The 20,425-nt window shown below is 59.8% G+C and carries 16 protein-coding genes and 4 pseudogenes; 8 read left to right on the forward strand and 12 right to left on the reverse strand.

Annotated features, from left to right (window positions below; all coding sequences use genetic code 11):
• Positions 1-26: 26 nt before the first annotated feature.
• The 4 genes from ACX3P1_RS10050 to ACX3P1_RS10065 form a co-directional block, all read right to left on the reverse strand.
• The gene (locus ACX3P1_RS10050) at positions 27-782 is read right to left on the reverse strand and encodes an AglZ/HisF2 family acetamidino modification protein (protein WP_459079428.1); all 756 of its coding nucleotides are present in this window, start codon (positions 780-782) and stop codon (positions 27-29) included.
• Entirely contained in the window at positions 782-1,396 is a 615-nt protein-coding gene (gene hisH / locus ACX3P1_RS10055; protein WP_459079429.1) for an imidazole glycerol phosphate synthase subunit HisH, read from the reverse strand. The genes ACX3P1_RS10050 and hisH overlap by 1 nt, the downstream gene beginning before the upstream one ends.
• Positions 1,393-2,616, reverse strand: coding sequence for a lipopolysaccharide biosynthesis protein (locus tag ACX3P1_RS10060; RefSeq protein WP_459079454.1), 1,224 nt, complete (start codon positions 2,614-2,616; stop codon positions 1,393-1,395). Before ACX3P1_RS10060 ends, hisH begins: the two co-directional genes overlap by 4 nt.
• A gap of 126 nt (positions 2,617-2,742) precedes the next feature.
• Entirely contained in the window at positions 2,743-3,369 is a 627-nt protein-coding gene (locus ACX3P1_RS10065; protein ID WP_459079430.1) for an SAM-dependent methyltransferase, read from the reverse strand.
• Between the two features lie 278 nt (positions 3,370-3,647).
• Here ACX3P1_RS10065 and ACX3P1_RS10070 point away from each other — a divergent pair, with 278 nt between their 5' ends.
• From ACX3P1_RS10070 to ACX3P1_RS10080, 3 genes and pseudogenes are all read left to right on the forward strand, one after another.
• Positions 3,648-4,907 (forward strand): type III PLP-dependent enzyme domain-containing protein, encoded by a 1,260-nt coding sequence (locus ACX3P1_RS10070; RefSeq protein WP_459079431.1) that lies wholly within the window; start codon positions 3,648-3,650, stop codon positions 4,905-4,907.
• An 8-nt stretch (positions 4,908-4,915) separates the two neighbouring features.
• Positions 4,916-5,740, forward strand: a complete 825-nt coding sequence (locus ACX3P1_RS10075) for an aldolase/citrate lyase family protein (protein ID WP_459079432.1) — start codon at positions 4,916-4,918, stop codon at positions 5,738-5,740.
• Between the two features lie 74 nt (positions 5,741-5,814).
• A pseudogene (locus ACX3P1_RS10080) lies at positions 5,815-5,979 on the forward strand (transposase); the annotation flags it as partial.
• 314 nt (positions 5,980-6,293) lie between these two features.
• Here ACX3P1_RS10080 and ACX3P1_RS10085 read toward each other — a convergent pair.
• From ACX3P1_RS10085 to ACX3P1_RS10100, 4 genes and pseudogenes are all read right to left on the reverse strand, one after another.
• Positions 6,294-7,324: pseudogene (locus ACX3P1_RS10085) on the reverse strand (IS110 family RNA-guided transposase).
• 378 nt (positions 7,325-7,702) lie between these two features.
• Positions 7,703-8,323: a sugar transferase gene (locus ACX3P1_RS10090; RefSeq protein ID WP_459079433.1), complete on the reverse strand. Its 621-nt coding sequence runs from the start codon at positions 8,321-8,323 to the stop codon at positions 7,703-7,705.
• Between the two features lie 10 nt (positions 8,324-8,333).
• The gene (locus tag ACX3P1_RS10095; RefSeq protein ID WP_459079434.1) at positions 8,334-9,245 is read right to left on the reverse strand and encodes an aminotransferase class IV; all 912 of its coding nucleotides are present in this window, start codon (positions 9,243-9,245) and stop codon (positions 8,334-8,336) included.
• Entirely contained in the window at positions 9,242-10,000 is a 759-nt protein-coding gene (locus ACX3P1_RS10100; RefSeq protein ID WP_459079435.1) for a glycosyltransferase family 2 protein, read from the reverse strand. Before ACX3P1_RS10100 ends, ACX3P1_RS10095 begins: the two co-directional genes overlap by 4 nt.
• Positions 10,001-10,888: 888 nt before the next feature.
• Between ACX3P1_RS10100 and ACX3P1_RS10105 the strand changes: the two genes are divergently transcribed.
• From ACX3P1_RS10105 to ACX3P1_RS10125, 5 genes and pseudogenes are all read left to right on the forward strand, one after another.
• Positions 10,889-12,001, forward strand: coding sequence for a Gfo/Idh/MocA family protein (locus tag ACX3P1_RS10105; protein WP_459079436.1), 1,113 nt, complete (start codon positions 10,889-10,891; stop codon positions 11,999-12,001).
• A gap of 39 nt (positions 12,002-12,040) precedes the next feature.
• Entirely contained in the window at positions 12,041-13,147 is a 1,107-nt protein-coding gene (locus ACX3P1_RS10110; RefSeq protein ID WP_459079437.1) for a DegT/DnrJ/EryC1/StrS family aminotransferase, read from the forward strand.
• Between the two features lie 134 nt (positions 13,148-13,281).
• Complete coding sequence (locus ACX3P1_RS10115) at positions 13,282-14,403, forward strand: glycosyltransferase family 4 protein (RefSeq protein WP_459079438.1); 1,122 nt, start codon at positions 13,282-13,284, stop codon at positions 14,401-14,403.
• A complete protein-coding gene (locus ACX3P1_RS10120; RefSeq protein WP_459079439.1) occupies positions 14,400-14,975 on the forward strand; it encodes an acyltransferase in 576 nt (191 codons plus the stop codon). Before ACX3P1_RS10115 ends, ACX3P1_RS10120 begins: the two co-directional genes overlap by 4 nt.
• Positions 14,976-16,018: 1,043 nt before the next feature.
• Positions 16,019-16,401: pseudogene (locus tag ACX3P1_RS10125) on the forward strand (helix-turn-helix domain-containing protein); the annotation flags it as partial.
• 23 nt (positions 16,402-16,424) lie between these two features.
• Here ACX3P1_RS10125 and ACX3P1_RS10130 read toward each other — a convergent pair.
• The 4 genes and pseudogenes from ACX3P1_RS10130 to ACX3P1_RS10145 form a co-directional block, all read right to left on the reverse strand.
• Positions 16,425-16,673: pseudogene (locus ACX3P1_RS10130) on the reverse strand (acylneuraminate cytidylyltransferase family protein); the annotation flags it as partial.
• Positions 16,674-16,680: 7 nt separating this feature from the next.
• Positions 16,681-17,067, reverse strand: coding sequence for a type 1 glutamine amidotransferase family protein (locus ACX3P1_RS10135; protein WP_459079456.1), 387 nt, complete (start codon positions 17,065-17,067; stop codon positions 16,681-16,683).
• A gap of 589 nt (positions 17,068-17,656) precedes the next feature.
• Positions 17,657-17,803, reverse strand: coding sequence for a hypothetical protein (locus ACX3P1_RS10140; protein WP_459079440.1), 147 nt, complete (start codon positions 17,801-17,803; stop codon positions 17,657-17,659).
• 450 nt (positions 17,804-18,253) lie between these two features.
• A complete protein-coding gene (locus ACX3P1_RS10145) occupies positions 18,254-20,143 on the reverse strand; it encodes a polysaccharide biosynthesis protein (RefSeq protein ID WP_459079441.1) in 1,890 nt (629 codons plus the stop codon).
• Between the last annotated feature and the right edge of the window lie 282 nt (positions 20,144-20,425).

The following is a 20,425-nucleotide window of genomic DNA, read 5'->3' on the forward strand; positions in this document are numbered from 1 at the left end:
GCAGCTTTTAATATCATCGAGTCTGCTTAAATGCGTGCAAATTGTTCGGGATTGTAATTGATCAGAACGGCGCGGTGCTTGCCGTGGAATACAAAAATACTGCCAGCGGCGACGGCCGAGGCACCGCCTTCGTGAATGGCGCTGACGAGATGGTCGATGCTACCGGCGCCGCCGCAGGCTACGACGGGCACGTCTACCGCATCGGCAACGCGACGAATGAGCTTTTCGTCGAACCCGGCCATGGTGCCGTCCGCATCGACATTGTTGATGAGGATTTCCCCAGCGCCTGCGGCCACCAGCGCCCGGGCGTGGTCCTCGAGCTGGAGCGCGGTCTCGATTGTCCCCGACTTGGCCGTCACCCGATAGCCCTTGAGCAGAGATTTCTTGATGTCGATCGCTCCGACCACGGCCTGGCTGCCGAAGGCCTGCGCCGCCTCGGTTATGACCTGCGTCGACAAGGTCGCGGCGACCGAATTGATCACCACCTTTTCGACGCCGGAGCGGATCAGCTTGCGTACCTCCTCATAGGAGGTGATGCCCCCGCCATAGGCCATTGGCATGAGGCACTCGCCGGCGATTTCCGCGATCAGCTCGAAATTGGGCCCGCGGCCCTCCTTGGAGGCTTCGATATCGAGGATGATGATCTCGTCCGCCTCCTTCTCGCTGAAAATCCGCACAACATTGATCGGATCGCCAATATAAATAGGATCCTTGAACTTCTTCGTCTTGACGAGACCCAGGCCGCAGAGCAGTAGTACCGGAATAACTCGGGGCCGATACATTAGGCTGCACCCCGTGCGAAGTTTGCGAGTAGCGTCTTGCCGAAGCGGTGGCTCTTTTCGGGATGGAACTGCACCCCCGCTATGTTCTCGTGAACGACCCCTGCGGCAAAGGGGCCGCCGTAATCTGCCTGCAGCAGCACGCCGAGGGTTTCGCTCGGATCCAAGTAATAGCTATGCACAAAATAGAAGCGCGCATCTTCGTCTAGCCCCTGAACCAGCGCATGATCGGGCATCGGCCTGCTCACTTCCGACCAGCCCATATGCGGCACGCGTAGCCCCTGCCTGCGGGGGAACCGTCGCACAGTCATGTCAAGCCAGCCAAGGCCAGGCTCGTCTCCCTCTTCGCTGCTCGTGCCGAGCACCTGCGCGCCCACACAGATGCCCAGCAGAGGCGTGCCTTCCTGCAACACCTTGCGCTCGAGCAGCGGCACGAGACCGGTGGCGCGAAGGTTCTTCATGCAGGTGTCGAAATGGCCATTGCCGGGCAGGATGATGCGGTCCGCCTTCTCGATCAGTTCGGGGTCGGCGGTGATCGTGCTGGCATGGCCGATGCGGCGCAGTATGTTGGCGACAGCGGCAAGATTTCCGATGTCATAGTCGAAGATCACGATCATGTTTGCTTTCCTGCGCTGAGCCGAAATGTCAGCACCAAATAGACAACATAAAACAAACCATAGCCGAGCGCATAAGCTCTCAGTGTCGATTCATAGTGCCCAAAGGCGCTCAGGCTGACCAACGTCATGACCAGAAGACCCAATTGCCAGATAAGGTCGATATGCTGTTTTTCGGAAATGTAAAAGGTGAAACTTAGGGGGCTGGCGACAAAGCGAAGCGCGAACAGGGGCAATAGGATGACGGCGGCGACGCCGGCTTCGCGCCATTGCGCGCCGAAGGCCAGCACGAAGAGTTGCGGGCCGGCGAACCAGAAGACCACGGTCGCGATCACAGAGCCGGCCGAGAGCACCAGGAACGTCTCGATGAAGGGACCGCGACAGGAGCCGATTGTGCGCCAGCTTTCGGAGGCGCTGCGCTTGAAGACGTCGAGGACGGCCGTGCCCAACAGCGAGATCGGCGCACCGAGCGTGCGGAAGGCAAGCGCCACATAGCCGGCCGTCTCGACGCCGAAACGGATCGCCAGGATCGCCAGCGGCAGTTGCACGACGGCGGTGTTGATGGTGTCCGCAGGGAGGGCGAAGAGCGGGAAGCGATGGTAGCGGCGCCAGAAGCGGATGACCGAATGCCGCCCCTCCTGGAGGCAACCAAGGGGAAACTGCCAGCTGATCACGGCGACGCTAACCACCACGCCCGCGACATGGGCAATGGCCAACGTGGTCGCGGAGGGCCAGAGCAAGCCGGCAAGGATCTGCAGGCCGGTAATGCTGGCGGCCTGTGTGATGCGCATCACCGTGAGCGCGCGGAAGCGTCCGTCCGCGGCGGCCCAGGCTTGCAAGATCTGCGTTGCCGCCAAGGCGCCAGCTGCCGGAACGAAGAGCCAGACAAGACCCGGCGGTATCGGCGGCAGTAGCCCTACCACGAATGGATAGGCAATGGCGCCGGTGGCAGCGACAAGGGACAGCAACAGCATCGTCGTAACGACGGTAGCCGTGGCCGCTTCCGCTCGCCGTGGGCCATCGTCCACCAGCGCCAGCGCCATCTCGAAGCGGCCCGTCACGAACACGCCGGTCACGGCGGCAATGCCTAGCCAGGCCATGAATGTCCCGAACTCGGCCGGCACATAGAGCCGCGCGACAAGCAGTGATCCCAGCAGCGGGAACAATTGCGCAAAGGCCGTGCCCGAAAAAACAAACGCCACGGTTCGCCAGTAGCTGGACATACGCAACGGATTCCCCTCCTGAGGACGTTGGCCCTAGCACAGCCAACCGGGGGCTTCAATCTGAAGCGAAGCCGCCAGCCGTCGCCGCCGACTAGCGGATCTCCAGCTCGTCCCTGTCGGCGCGGTCTACATCTTGAGTTCGAAAATCCTGAAATTATTGCCGCGATAGGGGCAGCGTTCCTCGATCAGCAGCGAGAAGGCATTGGTGGCATGCACCGCCTCGATATTGGCGTCGCCGTAGCACACGAGGAATTTCGGCAGCCTGACGTTCTGGGCATTCCGGTTCTGCTCGACGATGCTGTTTATGACGTCGGCATAGATGTCGTAGTCGAACGGGTTGAAGAGGAAGTAGGTGTCGAAATCCGCATAGGATTGGTAATTCCGGGCATCGGCGCGTACGGACCGCACATGATCCCTATATCCTAGCCGCTCGATGTTCTTCTCGGCGATCCTGTGCAGGTGCTCTTCGTATTCCACGCCCAGGCAGGTGCTCAGGCCAAGTTCATAGGCAAAGCAGATGACTCCGCCCTTGCCGCTACCGATGTCGATGAGGCTCTTGCCGGCATGTGGAATGTGCCTGAGCATGTTCTTGAGCGCCGCCTTGGACGTCAGGGCGTAGCCGTGGTTACCCGGCAGAGTAATCCCGCTGGCCTTGTTCCGAATCGAGAAATCAAGTCCCCGTGGACACTCAATGAACACGTAGCGCAACAGGTACTCGACGCCTCGGCAATATCTCGAAATCGCTTTTCTCACGCGCGCACAGCCTCAATTCGCAAATCTATGACTCTCTGCTACCGCCGTCACCATGCGACCGACAACAACCGTTCTATCGTCATTTTTGCGGGCAACAATCGAATTCTTCGCTTACCGAAAGGATGTGGTTCTAGTATTGAGAGTCCAAGGCCGCGTAGCCTCCCGCGAGGCGCGTCGATTAGCCGTCGCTCCGAACCGTCGAACCATGCGCCGGATCGGTCAAATGTCAGTGTAGTCCAGAGTGCTGCCTCGGGCGCATCCCAGAGAGAAGCTTTTCAATGGCACATTCCCGTCCAGCGCCTGCCCGCCCGACCTGGAGCCAAGTGGATGAGTATAGCCGGGAATTAGGCGGTTCCTTCTATGTCCTCGACGACGCGCTGTTCGAGAGGAATTTCCTTGATCTGCAATCGGCATTCCGGGTCCATTACGACAACACCTGGATCGGCTATTCCTACAAGACCAACTACACGCCGTTCCTGTGCGCTATTGTCGACCGGCTAGGCGGCTACGCCGAAGTCGTTTCCGAAATGGAGTATGAGCTGGCCGAAAGGGTCGGTGTCCAGCAGAACCGAATCATTCTGAACGGGCCGATGAAGTCCGCGCGCTGCATAAGTCGCGCCCTGCTCGGTGGGTCGCTAGTCAATCTCGATTCTATGCGCGACCTGGGCCTGCTGGTCGAAATCGCACGGGCCAATCCCGCCCAGCGGATAGAGGTGGCTCTGCGCTGCAACTTCCCACTGCGCTCCGCCTTCGTCTCGCGCTTCGGCTTCGACATCGATGGCGAGGCGTTCAAGTCGGCGCGCTCCACCATAGCGGCCCTCCCCAATGTCGAACTGGTGGGCCTGCACTGCCATTTCCCTGATCGCGATTTGGCCGGCTATCGGACGCGCGTCGCCATGATGCTGGCACTGAGCGCCCAGATATTCACCGATAAGCCGCCGAAATTCCTCAATTTGGGAGGCGGCTATTTCAGCAGCATGCCAGCTGAGCTCAAACAGAGCTTCGGCGTCGAGCATGTCAGTTTCGAGGAATATTCCGAAGCGCTGGCGCTTCCCATTGCCCAGGCCTATGGCGATCGCGCCGACCGGCCTAAGCTGTTCATCGAGCCGGGTACCGCGCTCGTCGCCGACACCCTGCACTTCTTCGCCCGTGTCGTCGACGTCAAGCAGATCGGCGCCACCCGCTTTGCGACGGTCGAAGGGTCGATCTTCAACATCTCCGCCTCGGCCAAGAAGACTAATCTGCCGCTCGAAGTGGTTCGCCCGGACAGCGCATGCAGGGATCGGCCTGCCTGCGGAACCGACATCGTGGGCTATACCTGCATAGAGGGGGATTGCCTAACGCGGGCCTATCCCGGTCCCGTCGACGTCGGGGATTTCGTCCACTATTCCAATGTCGGATCCTACTCGGTGGTGATGAAGCCGCCCTTCATTCTGCCGAATGTCGCCATCATCAAGCTGGACCCGGCCTCAACTGCGACCAGGCTCATCAAGGCCCGCGAGAATTTCGACAATATCTTTTCCTCCTTTGTCTTTTGAGACCTGAAATGGACCTGATCTACATTGCAAACCGCGCCGCCCATGTCGAAGCGGCGGATACCGCCGGCGTCGACCGCATCATGGTCGATCTCGAAATTCTCGGCAAGCAGGAGCGGCAGGGCCACCTGGATACGCTCATCTCCAGCCATAGCCTCGACGATATCGATTTCGTCCGCCGCCGACTGACGCGGTCCAGCCTGATGGTGCGCATAAATCCCATCCATGACGGATCGGCCGCCGAGATCGATGCGGTCGTCGCGCGCGGCGCAGAGATCGTCATGCTGCCCATGTTCATGACCGCAGAGGAGGTCCAGACCTTCGCATCGCTGCTGAACGGCAGGGCACGCCTCTCGCTGCTGCTGGAAACGGCCCAGGCACTGGGACGCGCCGGACAAATTCTGAGCGTTCCGGGCATCGACGAGGTCCATATCGGGCTGAACGACTTGCATCTGGCCCTCGGGCTGGACTTCATGTTCGAGGTGCTTGCTGGAGGCCTAATCGACCACCTGGCTGGGCTGTGCAGGGCCAGGCGCATCAAGTTCGGCTTCGGTGGCATTGCCCGGCTGGGGCGCGGGCTGTTGCCGGCTGATGACATCCTCCTTGAGCATGCCCGGCTAGGATCGAGCCAAGTCATTCTGTCGCGCGATTTTCATGCCCTGTTCGATGACCGCCCGTTACACGTCATCAAGGCCGATTTTGCCGAGGCGGTCAACCGCGTCCGCGCGACCTATGACCGGGGGCAGCGTGCCACGCAGGACGAGCTGACGCGCAATCGGGCGGAGGTCGGCACCAAGATCGCTCAGATCGTCGCCGCCCGGCGGCAGAAAAGCTAGCACTACTTTGGCAGAATCGTAATTTTTGGGATTCCCATGGCGCTGAATGCGTGATTCATGGGGAGCCAGCTTTGATGGAGGCTGGCAATGGACGGCGACTGGCAGGCAGATCTGGAACGGTGACTTGCCCGTATCTGGAAGGCTTGGGCAACAAGACGCGACGTCGGATGTGCCCGGCCTATATTACAGGCCTGATTGGGCCGGGCGCTCGCAAGAGCATCCAACCTATGGCGGCCCGCGCTGACGCTACCGCCGCTACCTCCTCCTCAAACCGCCTCGTTCACTTCTGCCAAAGTAGTGCTTCTGTAATGGGCCCTCGTTCGTCAAGTCCCCTCTGAACGATATCTCATCGCCAGGATCATGCTTCTGTCCGTGGTCAGCGCGAAGGCCGCCACACCATGCCATCAGATCCAGAGCCGACAGGTCAATCTAGGAAGCGTGGTTTGCCGAAGCATTCACAGCATTACACACGACCTTGCCAAGCTCTCGTCCCAGCGACGGGACCTCAGGAGAGCGGTGCCTTTTTCGACCCGCCTCGATCGCCTTTGTCTCCTCATGCCGCCATCGCGGTTTTCCCCCAACGGAACTCGGTCGCGTCCACCCACATGCGATGAAGCACCACACCCAGCTTGCGCGCGAGGGCGACCTTCGCACGCTTCATGCCGCGACGCTGCGCCACATCAAGCGCCCAGCGCTTCAGACTGGAAAAGCGCGTCGCCCGCGTCAGCATGATGTGTGCCGCTTCGAAGAGCGCGGTTCGCACCATCGCGTCGCCGACCTTGCTGACACCGCCATCCCGGTCGGTCTCACCGGACTGATATTTCTTCGGTGTCAGGCCAAAGTAGGCGCCGACCGTACTGGATTTGCTAAACCGCGTCGGATCATCGACCGCCGACCGATACGTCAAGGCGACGAGCGCTCCCACCCCGGGCGTACTCATCAGTCGCCGGCAAATCTGATCGGCGCGCGCGATCTTCAGCATCTCGCGATGGAGCCGTGTGAACTCATTCCACAAGGTCGCCCGCGCAGCCAGCATTGCGCCAATCACCGTCTCGAGCATGGTGTGCCCTGCAGCCAACTCCCGGATGCGGGCCTCAAAGCGGCCTCGGCTGACTTCACCGACTTTGAGCCCGTAGCCGCGCAGAATCCCACGAATGCTGAGTTCGACGTCGAGAAGTTTGCTCTGCAGAAGTTTGCGCCCGACCAGAAGTGCACGGGTGTCCTGGGCACCCCCCGACTTCGCGTGAACCGATCGATACACCCCATCCGCAGCAATTGCGCGATCCCGCGCGCGTCCTTCCGGTCGGTCTTCACCGTCATCGCCGACAGCGCAGCCTTTACATGGCGCGTCTCCAACAGCACGACGTCATGTCCTGCAGATACCAGCCCGGCATGCAGCCACTGCGATAACGGCCCGGCCTCAAGTCCGATGCGACTTACGGGGAAGTCCAACTCGTCGAAATACCGAACAAGCGCCTCTGGTTCGCTGGCGACCTTTATCTCACGGACGACCTTACCCTTCGCGTCCACCACGCACACGCTGCTATCTTTCAGCGAAACGTCGATTCCGGCATAATGCTCCATGGCTGTTCCTCTCATGATGTTTGGGCCGAACGATCGGACCCCGTTTCCAACACCATCATTCTGAGGGACAGCTACCCAACCTGGCTACTCGCGAGACGCCGGCCCATTACGGCATCTAGGTCCTGTTGACGAAGTAGGAGCATGCAGATGCGTACTGTGGCGAGTGCTAGAAAGGCTGCAAAGAATTTAACGGTCTTGTAGAAGCGGGGTGGATAAGGCGGAAATGCTTGAGCCTGTTGAACATGCGCTCGCGGCGGTTGCCGTCTATAGGCCTCGAAGTCGCATGGCCATTCGAAGGTTCTGCCTTACGGCACCGCGGCGCGGCGAGTGGGGAGAAGAAATCCTCGCTGCCGCCGGCCCGGAGCCGGACGGATGCGCTCAGTCGCGTTTGCCGTCATCTTCCGGGCGCTTTTCCACCGTATCGCGCATCGACATCACCACGGTCGGCGTCACCAGGATGATCCTGAGATCCTCCAGGATGCCATATTTGTTGAACCGATCAATATATTGAAGATCGTATTCGATCTTCTGGTCCCAGTTGAGAGAATTGCGGCCGGAAATCTGCGCCAGGCCGGTTAGGCCGGGATTCATGACGAAGCGCCGCTTCAGCCGATCATTGAAATCGGCATAACTGCCCAGCTCATCGATCACCGCTGGCCGTGGGCCAACGAAGGACATATCGCCTTTGAGGATGTTGAACAGTTGCGGCAACTCGTCGAGCGAGGTAGCCCGGATATACCGTCCCGGCTGGGTGATGCGCCTGTCGCCTTCGTAGGAAAACAGCCCCTCTTCCATGTGCTCGGCATTCACGACCATGCTGCGAAACTTGTACATGCGAAACACCCGGCCGTTCTTGCCGAGTCGGTCCCCCAGGTAAAAGATCGGCCAGCCGGAATCGATCACGATCCAGAGCGCAATCCCCAGCAGCACCGGGGACAGGAGCACGATGCCCACCAGCGCCCCGACGATATCGAAAAGCCGCTTCAGCGTGTGTCTCATCGGTGCGGCCTCAGTAGATCGGGAATGTCCAGTCGGGGAAATCCGGGCTTTGGTTGCACGCAACCCGAATGTAGTCTTCCGCAAGCTTCGCTGTAACCGGGCCGACGGTGCCGTTGCCCACCGGCACATGGTCGACCGATGTGATCGGCGATATTTCGGCGGCGCTGCCGCACATGAAGATCTCGTCGGCGATGAGCAGTTCGGTGCGGTCGACACGCCGCTGTTCGCAGCGCAGGCCCAGCTTGCCGGCCAGCGCCAAGATGGTGTCTCGCGTCACGCTTTCGAGCACCCCCGAGGACAGGTCGGGCGTGATGACCTTGCCCTTGCGCACGATCACGATGCAGGCCCCGGCACCCTCGCTCACCTTGCTTTCGGCGTTGAGTAAAATCGGCAGGTCGAAACCCTTCCGCCGCGCATCGAGATGGGCATAGCGGCCGTTTATGTAATTGGCGCCGCATTTGATCCGCGGGGGGAAGCTGACATCGTCGATCCGGCGCCAGCTCGATACGGTGGCCGACTGGGTCGGCAGGTTGGCTGGGTTCTTGCGCGGGCGAGGAATGGGGGCAATGAAAAGGTCTGGCCTGTTGGTCGAGCTCCAGGTGTCGTCCCCATCGACGAAGGCGGTGATGCGTAGGGCAATGTCTTCTCTATAACCATTGGCCCGGGAGACATCGCGGATGAACTGCTCGATCGCCTGGCTGGAATAGGGCATGTCCAGCCCGATCAGCTTGCAGGAATCTTCCAAACGATCTAGATGCTCGCTCAGTCGGAAGATGTAGAGCTGTTCCTGCTCGCCATTCCAGTAGCCGCGAACGCCTTCGAACACGTTCAGCCCGAACTGCGCCGTCGGCGACAGTGCCATGACCTTGGCGTCCTGGGGCTCCACGAGTTGTCCCTTAAACCACATTAGCCTGCTGGTCATTCCGAACGCCTTCTTCCCGACACGTAATGATTGAAGATCCCGCGCACCGCATAGCGACACAGCACTGCCACACACAGATGCACCGGCAGCTGGTTCTGCCGCATGACGTGCCAGAAGCTTTTCGCCTGCACGAGCTTGTTCCTCGTCGATCCCCCGGTGGAATAGAGTGTCACTGGTTGGACGCCACCCTCGTATACGAAGCCGGTTTTTTGCGCAATCCGATACCAAAAATCGATGTCTTGGCTGAAACGGAAATTGCGGAACCGGGCCATCCCGATGAGGTCCCGGCGCACGAGTACCGTCGAGGTTCCGATGCCTAGGCGCCAGAACACGTCGATTGCCGCGTTCAACGTTCTGGGCGGCACGACGATCGTGCTGGCATTCTGGAATCGGTAGGCTCCCGCCACGAACGAAGCGCCGCCGCCTATCGCGCGCAGCTGAATGGCGGTCTTTTCGGGCAGCCAGACGTCGTCCGCATCGAGGAAGGCGATGAGTTCACCCGACGACAGCTCAATCCCGGTATTACGCGCCCCGCCCGGTCCCTCTTGAAACCTGTTGGTGTCAATGCGGACCTGCGCCCGATGCTCGGCGCCTATGGCATCGAAGATATCCTGGTTGCTGAAGGTTCCGTCGTTGCCGATGCAGACCTCGAAGCGGACGTCGTCCGGCAGGTCGGTTTGGGTAAAAACCGAGGCGATGGTGTCGCCGACAAGGTTCAGTTCCGAATAAAACGGCATAACAACTGATATGAGCATGTCCAATATCCATAGGCTTCGCCCCGGGAGGAGGGCGGATCTGTCAAACCGTCAGCAGCCATTGCGTCCAGCTCAGCAGCCCAGGACGGTTGCCGTGATCCGAAGCGGGCGGACGCCGTCGAAATGCTCCGGTTGTCATAGGCAATGGTTTTCACCGCTTCAAGCGAACAGAGCTGAAAACCAAGGGACAAATGGCATCCTGAACGAATCGCCGCTGGTCGTGTACCGGGCGTGACTGCTTGGCGGCGACCTCCATCTTCCGACCGGCTCTTGATCTGAGCCCACAAAAATGGAGCGTTTTGAGATGGGGTGGCCGGCCCCCATCAGGGGGCTGGGTTTAACGTTAGTGCATGACGGGCTGAAGTGCTTGTCCCCGGTAAACTCCGCGCTGTTGTCACAGAACACCGCTGTGCGCGCCCCGCGTAGATTGACGAGGCGGTTCAGCACGCCAGCCTTGCTCGCCGCGAAGCCTGGGCCCCGCCCCGACGGCAAGCGCTTCACGGGTGAACATGTCGATGACCGTCAGCAGGCGCAGTTTCGATCCGTCCGCCAGCGGGCAGCACATCAAATGACGAAAGGGCTCTGCTCGTGGCTGGATAAGTTCGGGGCTCACCTCACACTCGATATCAACTGATTGGTATTCTATACGATGACTTTTTATTTTCGATAGGATGTTCAGGATTGGGTGGAGAGCGCCATCACCCATGCGCGCGCGCGTTCTGTACTTTACTTCGCAGAGCCTAAACAGCTAGAAGGTGGTCACGCTTCTCGATTTTGCCTGAAGGGCCCATCGACTGCCCCATACGGCCCGGAGGGCCAATCATGTCAGTGCAGCCAGGGCGGTCTGGGCGAAGTATCTGAAGACGCAAAGAAGAACTGGGTAATGGTATGTTGAATTTCGCTCTTGTGGGATGCGGTCGTATTGCAAGGCGCCATGCAGAATTGCTTGGCCGGGGGCAGATCGCCGGAGCACGACTTGCGGCAGTGTGCGATGTGGTTGCGCAAAAGGCCGAGAAGTTCTCGCAGGAGTTTGACGTGCCAATGTTCATCGACATGCATGAAATGATGCATAAGGCCGAGATCGACGTCGTGGTCGTCCTGACCGAAAGCGGCCGCCATGCCGAACACGCGATCGCGCTGGCCCCCTATGGCAAGCATATCGTAGTCGAAAAGCCGATAGCGCTGACGCTCGAAGATGCCGACGCCATGATCGCCGCCTGCAAACAGGTAGGCATCAGGCTGTTCGTGGTCAAGCAGAACCGGTTCAACGTCCCGGTGGTCAAGCTGCGCGAAGCCGTCGATGCCGGCCGGTTCGGCAAGCTGACCCTAGGCACTATCCGTGTTCGATGGTCGCGCAACCAGGCGTATTATGACCAGGACGACTGGCGCGGAACCTGGGCTCTCGATGGCGGCGTCCTGGCCAACCAAGCGAGCCACCATATCGATCTGCTTCACTGGATGATGGGCGACGTGGAGACCGTTTTCGCCCACGGCAAGACCGCCCTTGTTGACATCGAGGCCGAGGATACGGTGGTCGCCGTCGTCACGTTCGCAAGCGGCGCCCTGGGCGTGATCGAAACCACGACGGCCGTTCGCCCCAAGGATCTGGAAGGATCCATCTCCATGCTAGGCGAGGCGGGCAGCGTCGAGATCGGTGGCTTCGCCGTCAATGAACTCAAGGTCTGGAACTTCACCGATCTGCAGCCGGGCGATGAAGATGTGCGCACCCGCTATTCGGTCAATCCGCCCAACGTCTATGGCTTCGGCCACCAGGCCTATTACCACCACGTGGTGGAAAGCATCATCGACAACGTGCCCCCGATGGTCGATGGCGAGGTGGGGCGGAAGAGCCTAGAACTGATCATTGCGCTGTACCGTTCGATTGAAACCGGGCGCGAGGAGCGGGTGAGCAACACTATGCCCAAGATCCGCCTAGGCGCGCGGCCGGGCGAGGGCGGCCAGGGGGTACCGCTCCGTGCCAGCCAGCTCCGTTCGCTATAAGTAATGCTGCGAGTTTCGGCAGCAAACAGAAGGGTCCCGATGGTGATCAAGTTTCTCGATCTCGTTAAACAGTACCGGTCGATCAAGCCGGACATCGACGCGGCCATAGCCGAGGTGATCGAGGAGGCGGCGTTCATAGGCGGTCCCCATGTCAAGGCCTTCGAGGACGCCTTCGGCGCCTGGGTCGGCGCGGCCCATTGCATCGGCGTCGCCAATGGCACCGATGCGCTCGAAATCGCCCTCGAGGCTCTCGATCTGCCCAAGGGCGCCGAGATCATCGTGCCCGGCAACAGCTTCATCGCCAGCTCGGAAGCGGTGACACGCAGCGGCTTCCGCGTCGTCTTCGCCGATGTCGATCCCGGCTCCTATACCCTCGATCCGACCAGCGTACGGGCCAAGCTGACGCCCCGCACCGCGGCGTTGATGGTGGTGCACCTGCATGGCCATCCCGGCGACATGGACGAACTGGGCGCGATCGCGCGCGAACATGGCCTACGCCTCATCGAGGATTGCGCCCAAGCCCATGGCGCTGCGGTCAACGGTGCCCGCGTCGGCGCCATCGGCGACGTGGCAACCTTCAGCTTCTATCCCGGCAAGAATCTGGGGGCCTATGGCGATGCCGGCGCCATCACCACCAATGACGAGCAACGGGCGAAGCGCATGCGCATGATCGCCAATCACGGACGCATCGGCAAATACGACCATGAGTTCGAAGGCCGCAATTCGCGCCTCGATGGCCTGCAGGCCGCCATCCTCAACGTTAAGCTGCGTTACCTTGATGGCTGGACCGCCCAGCGCATCGCTGTCGCCAACCGCTATCTCGATCAGTTGCGCGACGTTGTGGGTATCACCCTGCCGGTGCGCAGCAACTGGGCACGGCACGTCTATCATCTGTTCGTCATCCGCACCGAGCGGCGCGATGCGCTGGCTGCCTATTTGACGGAAAAGGGCATCCAGACCGGCATACACTATCCTATCGCGCTGCCGCGGCTGAAGGCCTATGACTATCTCGGCCAAGGCGATGAGGCTATGTTCGTCAACCAGGCCGACAGGCTGCTGCTCAGCCTTCCCATCAACGAGACGATGAGCCCGGCCGATGTCGATGAAGTCTGCGCGGTCATAAGGGGCTTTTTCGAAACGAACTGACGGCGGCTGCGTCCCGTCGCGTTTTGCTCAGCCTGAGGGAAACGCGGCCGCAACCCGTCGTTTGCTGGATGCCGATGAGGCCGCCGCGTCCCCTTGCATGTCATTCCGGCCTAGGCGAAAGATCAGACGACAACATGACCAGAGTCATTCATCTTTCTAGCGTGCACCGTCGCTACGACACCCGCGTTTTCCTCAAGGAAAGCCGGAGTCTCGCCGCCGCGGGGTTCGAGGTGTTTCTGGTAGTCGCTGATGGAAAACCCGATGAAGTCCGTGACGGCGTATCCATCGTTTCGGTTGGCGCGCCATCTAGCCGCGCCAAGCGGATGCTGACTACGACCTGGCGGGTTGCCCAAAAAGGGCTGGAGCTCGATGGCGACATCTACCACCTTCACGACCCTGAACTACTGCCGCTTGCGCTCTGGTTAAAGTCCAGGGGCAAAGCGGTGCTCTACGATGCCCATGAGGACTTGCCCGAACAGGTCAAAGGTCATTCATATCTGCCCAAATGGAGCCGCTCGACCGTCGCCGCTGCGGCGGGCTTCGTGGTCAAGCATGTCTGCCGCCGGCTCGACGGGGTCGTGGCGGCGACGCCTTACATCCAGGATCAGTTCCGGGCAATGGGTGTCCGCTCCGAAGACGTCAGCAATTTTCCGATTCTGGGTGAGCTTGAGGTCGAGCAGAACTGGACCGCCAAGCGACGGCAAGTCTGCTATGTCGGCACCATCGCTGCAGTGCGCGGCGTGCTCGACATCGTCAAGGCCATGCAATTCGTACAGGGTGACGTCCGCCTCGTGCTCGGCGGCGAGCTGGTAGGCAGCGATGTCGAGTCCGATGTTGTGCGGGAAGCCGGCTGGGCGCGCGTCGATGCCCTGGGGTTCCTTGATCGTCCCTGCACCCGCGAGACGCTGGCGCAATCGGTGGCCGGCCTCGTCACGCTGCATCCCAACGGTAATTACATCAATGCCCAGCCGGTCAAGATGTTCGAATACATGGCGGCGGGCATCCCAGTCATCGCGTCTGATTTTCCGCTGTGGCGGCGGATCGTGGAAGATGCCGGTTGCGGCCGCCTGGTCGACCCCCTCAACCCGGCGGCGATCGGCGCGGCGATAGACTGGTTTATCGACAACGCCGAAGCGGCGCGTGCCATGGGCGAAAATGGCCGCAAGGCGGTTCTGGAGCGCTATAACTGGGATGTAGAAAAGCGCAAGCTGTTCGGATTCTACGACACAGTTCTCGGTTCGAAAGGGCAGGCATGATGGACTATTTCGTTCACGCCAGCAGCTTCGTCGATGAGGGCGCCTCCATCGGGGCCGGCACCAAAATCTGGCACTTCTGCCATATCCTGCCAGGCGCCCGGATCGGGCGAAACTGCATCCTCGGGCAAAACGTCATGGTCGGCGCGGGCGTTGCCGTCGCGGACAATTGTAAGATCCAGAACAATGTCTCGATCTATGCGGGCGTCGAGTTTGAACAGGGGGTGTTCTGCGGCCCGTCCTGCGTGTTCACCAATGTCATCAATCCACGCGCCGAAGTGGAGCGCAAGGACGAGTTCCGGCCCACCCTCGTGCGGCGTGGGGCGACGATCGGCGCCAATGCCACGATCATCTGTGGCAATGAGCTCGGCCAATACTGCATGATCGCGGCAGGCGCGGTGGTGACCAAGCCTGTCTTCCCCTATGCGCTGATGGCGGGCGTTCCCGCACGGCGGATAGGCTGGGTATCGCGGGCCGGCGAGATACTCTGCGAGCCGCTGGTTTGCCCGCGCACGGGAGAGCGCTATGCACTTTCCGGAGACAACCAGCTAATTCTCGCCCAAGTAATTGATTAACTCCAATACATGTTTTCGGTATTCATTATTATTGACTGTAGATTATTAACGAACATTAACCGCTATTCCTTGCCGGATGAGCAATGTCCGCTGACAAAACACGCGACTCAGTTTGTATCTAGGTGGATTGATCGGAACAAAAGAGTCCGATTTTGGGATTCCGCTTCGCACCTATCTACCAAACACAGGTCGCAAGTCGGCGAAGTTCGCCAATGACGTCCTCGATTGGCTTCTCGGTTGCTAATGGATGATCCAAGCTGTCACATAACCGACAGATGGAGAATACTGATGAATATCGGAGCAGAAGCAGCCGAAGCCGCCATCTAGACACATTCAGAGTTTCTGAAGATAGACGACGATGGAGATCCAGGGATCCGGACATGCTTGTGGGGTTTTGTCTTCTTCTTACGAGGCGGTGCGCCCATGTAGGTCGTGTCTACGTCGACGATGCGCCCCAGCAACGGATCTTGCCCATCTCGATCATCGGTCATTTCACGGATTGCGTGCGCCATCTTCCAGGCCGTCGATTGTCGCACTCCCAGTTGTTTCCCCAGAATTACCGAGGACACGCCCTTCGATGAGTATAGAATCAGGTACAAGGCACGGAGCCAGACCTTCAGCGGAAGCTTGGTCGCATGCATGGGAGTCTTTGTCGTGACGGTGAATTGGCCCGCGCAGCGTCGGCATTCGTGGAGCCCTGGACGCGATTTGCGGCCGCGTTCTTGAAACGCCAGACTTCGGCCGAGCCGCAATGCGGGCAGTAAGCCCCGTCGGGCTAGATTACAGCCTCGAAAAGTTCCCGTACCGATTCCTCGGTCGGAAATTTCCACTCCAGCCATTCGAGGCTGTTGATCCTCGGTGCGCGCTTTTGGGTCATCCCGTCCCTCTGGGAAGAAGGGAGGGATGTGGGACAATCCCGGATTCAAATCAAGCGTGGAAGGGATTCGCTCTAAAGCGTTGGTTAATTTGACAGATCAGGCGAGGCACCTGCGTTTGGTAGATAGGCCCGTTCCGCTTTGTTGTTTGGCCTGCGAGTTTGACGCATGCGCAAGGATATCTCTTTCACCGTCTCGGCCAGCGACCGCCAGCACTTGCAAGCGATCGTCGCGGACCCCAAGAGCCCCCAGAAACATGTCTGGCGGGCTCGTATTGTTCTTCTGAGCGGCGAGGGCCTGGGTACCTCGGCGCTCATGGCCGCAACCGGCAAGTCCAAGACCTGCGTGTGGCGCTGGCAGGAGCGCTTCATGCACGAAGGTGTCGAGGGCCTGCTTCGCGACCGGTCCCGTCCGCCCGGAAAGGCGCCAATTCCGCCGGAGCGTGTCGCCGAAATCATTCGCCTGACGCAGGCTCCACCGCCGCATGAGGCGACCCATCGGACGCTGCGCGCGATGGCCAAGGCCGCGCGGGCATCGCGGCGTCGACAGTGCGCTCCAGAGCATCGAGAACGACGTCAAGCGTCGAGGCGGTATCGGTTGCCAGGTTTGCTGGTCTCAGATGGGGAACATCGACGCCTTCGGCGCGGCAGACGGCGGCGATGGCTTCGTCGTCCGTGGAAACGACCAGGCCATCAAAACGTGGTACTTGCCGCGCGAAGCGGATCGGCCAGGCAATCAGCGGTACGCCAAGAAACGGCTTGATGTTCTTGCCGGGCAACCGCTTGGAGCCTCCACGAGCAGGAATGACCGCCAGCGTCTTCATGGCAACCTTACGAGTTGATGTAATTTTCAGGAGCGCCAGGCCAGCGCCGCCGCTGCATTCGGGATGAAACTGGGTTGCGGTAAAGTTGTCGCGCTTGATGGCAGCGCAGAGACGGTGGTCGCCATAGTCGCAATCGGCCAGCCGGATCGGCAGGGACGGGTGCGAAGGAGGGAACGAAATAGAATGCGGGCTTGGAGCCGCTGAACGGGGCCATCACCGTATCGTCCCAACTCCGGTCGGTCTTGGGCGTCAACAACTGGTTCCAGCCAATATGGGGGACGCGTTGCGGCTGGCCGTCAAAGGTGCACTTCGGTACGGCGACGACACGGCCCGTGAGAATGCCAAGTTCGGCGCTGTCGCCAAATTCCTCGCTGCCTTCGAGCAGGATCTGCATGCCGACGCAGATGCCTGGCCGGCCCTCCTCAAGTGATCCGGGTTTAATGTTAATGCATGACGGGTCTTGGCGCTACGGCCGGGGTGGCCGGCGGAAATGGCCCAGAGCGCGGAACTTAGGATGACGATATCGACGGACACGAGGATCATGAGCTTCCAACGGCGAGGATGGGCCAGAATGCGCACTCTCAATTTTTTCAGCATGTAGGAAGGGAACCAGCTAGAAACCGGAGTGCGGCGTCCCATGAAAGCCGCGACTGGTCAAGCGTCGCGACGATGCAAAAAGTACGGTCGTCCGAGTAAGGCCACCAAACGGCCCAGCAGATGGGTAACGATTCGACCATGGTGCCGACCACACCACCGGCATCGAACACCAAAGCGAGCGGCCAGCCACAAGACGGGAAAGTGAACGGTTGGTGGCGGTTGTCAGGCCAAAGGCATTGATGGTAGCCAGCAATGGTTCGTCCGCTTTTGGCGGCCAAACTTCATTGCGGTGAATGCCCGCGCTGCGGCACAAAGCGGCTATTCGCTGTGCGAATGACATAAGTCGCCTACACGCGAATAGGCAAACATTGCCTGATTCTTATCGTCTACTTCGACCGAAGGAACAGCGACCACACCAATTCCAGATGGACGCTGGAGTAGAACGACCAGCCGATAACGCCGCTTCGAATGTTCTGGCAAAACTGCAGCTTGAACTGCATCGAGTGCCGACGGTATGGACCGCGTGATTTCATGAGCCTTCTCCGTTCAAGGCCCACAGAGCGTATCAGTTTTTCCGTCCTGCCTGGTCCAGCCCGAGGGTTCACTCCAATGCTGGGTCAGTTCCTAACGGAAATCAACACTATATAGGTTGGATACAACACAGTAGGCACGCTGGTCCGTCGGGCTGATCGACACGTCATTCTCGATAGACCTTGTCGATGACTGCCGACAAAGTGTTCGTGAGCAGACCACCATCAATGCGTGGTACATTGATGGTGATGATCTGATGGTCGCCGATACCGACATTCATCGCGTTATCATTGTACGTGCCGGCACAGTCGTCGGCCGTATATCGTGGGTCGATAACCCGCGGGCGTGGTTGTTTTCAGTCGGGGGCCAGTCGGGATGAACTTTTGTCTTGAGAGGTGGTGCCGAGCGTTCAATCGTCACCATGATGTCAGGAGACCACGGTGACGAAATAATCATGCGTTTAGGTCGTTATTCTTGTCGGTTCTGACAATCAGATCAAACAGAATACGGCGGGCAGCCTGCTCGTTTTCCTGCTCCAACGCCAAGCCTAGTTCATGAAGTGCTGCGTCCAGGTCGACATCGTCGGCAGCCGGTGACACGCGCAAAATCTTTGCGTGTTTCGTCCGTTCGGCGGTTGCCGCATCGTAGAACAATTCCTCATACATTTTCTCGCCGGGGCGTTTGCCTGTGGCGATGATTTCAATGTCGCCGTCCGGGTTCGCTACCGATCTGACGCTCAGCCCCGCCAGGCGAACCATGTTTTCGGCCAGATCGGCAATCAGCATCGGTTCGCCCATATCGAGCAGGAAAACGTCGCCGCCATCCGACAACGCCCCTGCCTGGACGATCAGTTCGGCAGCCTCCTGGATGGACATGAAATAGCGCGTCATGGCCCGGTCGGTCAGCGTCAGCGGACCTCCCTTGGCGATCTGCTCCTTGAAAAGCGGGACCACGGAGCCGTTTGAACCAAGCACATTGCCGAAACGCACGCAGCAAAAGCGCTGCGCCGAATTCGCCTTCGCGGCGGCCGCCGCTTTTTCCCGTACGATCAATTCGGCCCAGCGCTTGGTAGCTCCCATGACATTGGTGGGGCGAACCGCCTTGTCGGTCGAAATCAGCACGAAGCTCGCCACACCGGTTTCAAAGGCAATCTCGGTCACGGTTCTGGTGCCAAAGACATTGTTTTGGATGCCTTCAAGGGCATTGGCTTCGACCAGCGGCACATGCTTGTGTGCGGCGGCGTGGAACACCACCTCGACCCCATGTTCGACCATGGCACGCCGCACCCGCCTGGCGTCCGTAACCGAGCCCAGAACGGCGACAGTTGCTGAATCGTTGCGCCCCGCCAGTTCCTGGTCGATCTTGTAGAGCGCGAATTCGTTGGCTTCGAACAGGACCAGCCGCTGCGGACCCCATTGCGCGATCTTGCGGCACAATTCAGAGCCAATCGAACCGCCGGCGCCGGTAACCATCACCGTGCGCCCCACGATCATCGCCCGAATGAGATCGAGGTCGGGTGGCACGCAGGAGCGGCCAAGCAGATCGTCGATATCGATTTCGCGAATCTGGCTGACCAGATATTTTCCGGTAACGAGATCGGCAATCTCGGGTAGCGACTGTACCTTGATGCCATGACCGCTGACCGAGCCGATGATTTCCTTCCGGCGCGCTGCCGAAAGGGAAGGCATCGACAGAACGACCTGCTTGACGCCGAAATCCTGCACCAGGGTTGCGAGGGCAGACGGTGGATAGACCCTGATGCCCGCGACTTCGCGGCGATGCAAGGCCGTGTCGTCATCGATGAACCCGGCGATGAAATGGCTGATGTGTAGCGACAGGGCCAGTTGTCGCCCCGCTTCGCCCGCGCCGTAGATGATAACCGCGGGCCGCTGCAACATCAGCTTCCGCGAGGTCGGCCAGAACAGCCACTTGGCGGTGAAGCGGCTGCCGATGACAATAATCGAAGCCAAAGCCCAGTAAATGATCGGCACAGAACGCGGAAGAATACCGCGCCATAACATGGCAGACAGGAACGCCACAAACACCCAGAGCAGGACGGCGAGCGTGATGGCCCGCAACATGGTCCACAGAGCCCGCTCGGGCAGATATCGCACGACCGCCCGATACAGCCCCATGCGGATAAAAATAGGGATGGCAATGACGGGCGCTGACAGCAGGATAAACCAGGCGTCCGGACCGACCGGCAAGGTCCAGCTGTCATAGCGCAGCGCAAAACTGGTCCAAAGCGCCAGGGTTAAAACGACGACATCGAACAAAACGAGGATGGCGCGCTTCCTGTGACGGGGAAGAGCCAAAACGCGCACTCTGAATTTCTGCAGCATATTTGGAATCGGCGCTGGTTGGGTTTCTATGATGCGGCCTCCCATGAAAGCCGCGACTCGTCAAGCTTCGCGACGCTCTGAGCATCGCGACGTCCGATAATGCCGCTTCGAATGTCCTGGCAAGGCTGCAGCTTGATCAGTTTTCCGTCCCGCGTTGGTCCAGCTCGAGGGGTATTCCACGATGTCTGGATGTCATTTTTTGATGTTTAGAAGTAAGTTCTGGGCGCAACAAGATTGGCCTTTTGACGCAGATAGAAGCAGTAAAACCCGAAGGCTGCCGCG

Source organism: Mesorhizobium sp. A623 (genome assembly GCF_054489405.1).

Bases quoted from the DNA above. Each gene is read 5' to 3' on its own strand.
- ACX3P1_RS10050 (WP_459079428.1), bottom strand. From the start codon at position 782: ATGTATCGGCCCCGAGTTATTCCGGTACTACTGCTCTGCGGCCTGGGT.
- hisH (WP_459079429.1), bottom strand. From the start codon at position 1,396: ATGATCGTGATCTTCGACTATGACATCGGAAATCTTGCCGCTGTCGCC.
- ACX3P1_RS10060 (WP_459079454.1), bottom strand. From the start codon at position 2,616: ATGTCCAGCTACTGGCGAACCGTGGCGTTTGTTTTTTCGGGCACGGCC.
- ACX3P1_RS10070 (WP_459079431.1), top strand. From the start codon at position 3,648: ATGGCACATTCCCGTCCAGCGCCTGCCCGCCCGACCTGGAGCCAAGTG.
- ACX3P1_RS10075 (WP_459079432.1), top strand. From the start codon at position 4,916: ATGGACCTGATCTACATTGCAAACCGCGCCGCCCATGTCGAAGCGGCG.
- ACX3P1_RS10090 (WP_459079433.1), bottom strand. From the start codon at position 8,323: ATGAGACACACGCTGAAGCGGCTTTTCGATATCGTCGGGGCGCTGGTG.
- ACX3P1_RS10095 (WP_459079434.1), bottom strand. From the start codon at position 9,245: ATGACCAGCAGGCTAATGTGGTTTAAGGGACAACTCGTGGAGCCCCAG.
- ACX3P1_RS10100 (WP_459079435.1), bottom strand. From the start codon at position 10,000: ATGCTCATATCAGTTGTTATGCCGTTTTATTCGGAACTGAACCTTGTC.
- ACX3P1_RS10105 (WP_459079436.1), top strand. From the start codon at position 10,889: ATGTTGAATTTCGCTCTTGTGGGATGCGGTCGTATTGCAAGGCGCCAT.
- ACX3P1_RS10110 (WP_459079437.1), top strand. From the start codon at position 12,041: ATGGTGATCAAGTTTCTCGATCTCGTTAAACAGTACCGGTCGATCAAG.
- ACX3P1_RS10115 (WP_459079438.1), top strand. From the start codon at position 13,282: ATGACCAGAGTCATTCATCTTTCTAGCGTGCACCGTCGCTACGACACC.
- ACX3P1_RS10120 (WP_459079439.1), top strand. From the start codon at position 14,400: ATGATGGACTATTTCGTTCACGCCAGCAGCTTCGTCGATGAGGGCGCC.
- ACX3P1_RS10135 (WP_459079456.1), bottom strand. From the start codon at position 17,067: ATGCAGATCCTGCTCGAAGGCAGCGAGGAATTTGGCGACAGCGCCGAA.
- ACX3P1_RS10140 (WP_459079440.1), bottom strand. From the start codon at position 17,803: ATGAAATCACGCGGTCCATACCGTCGGCACTCGATGCAGTTCAAGCTG.
- ACX3P1_RS10145 (WP_459079441.1), bottom strand. From the start codon at position 20,143: ATGCTGCAGAAATTCAGAGTGCGCGTTTTGGCTCTTCCCCGTCACAGG.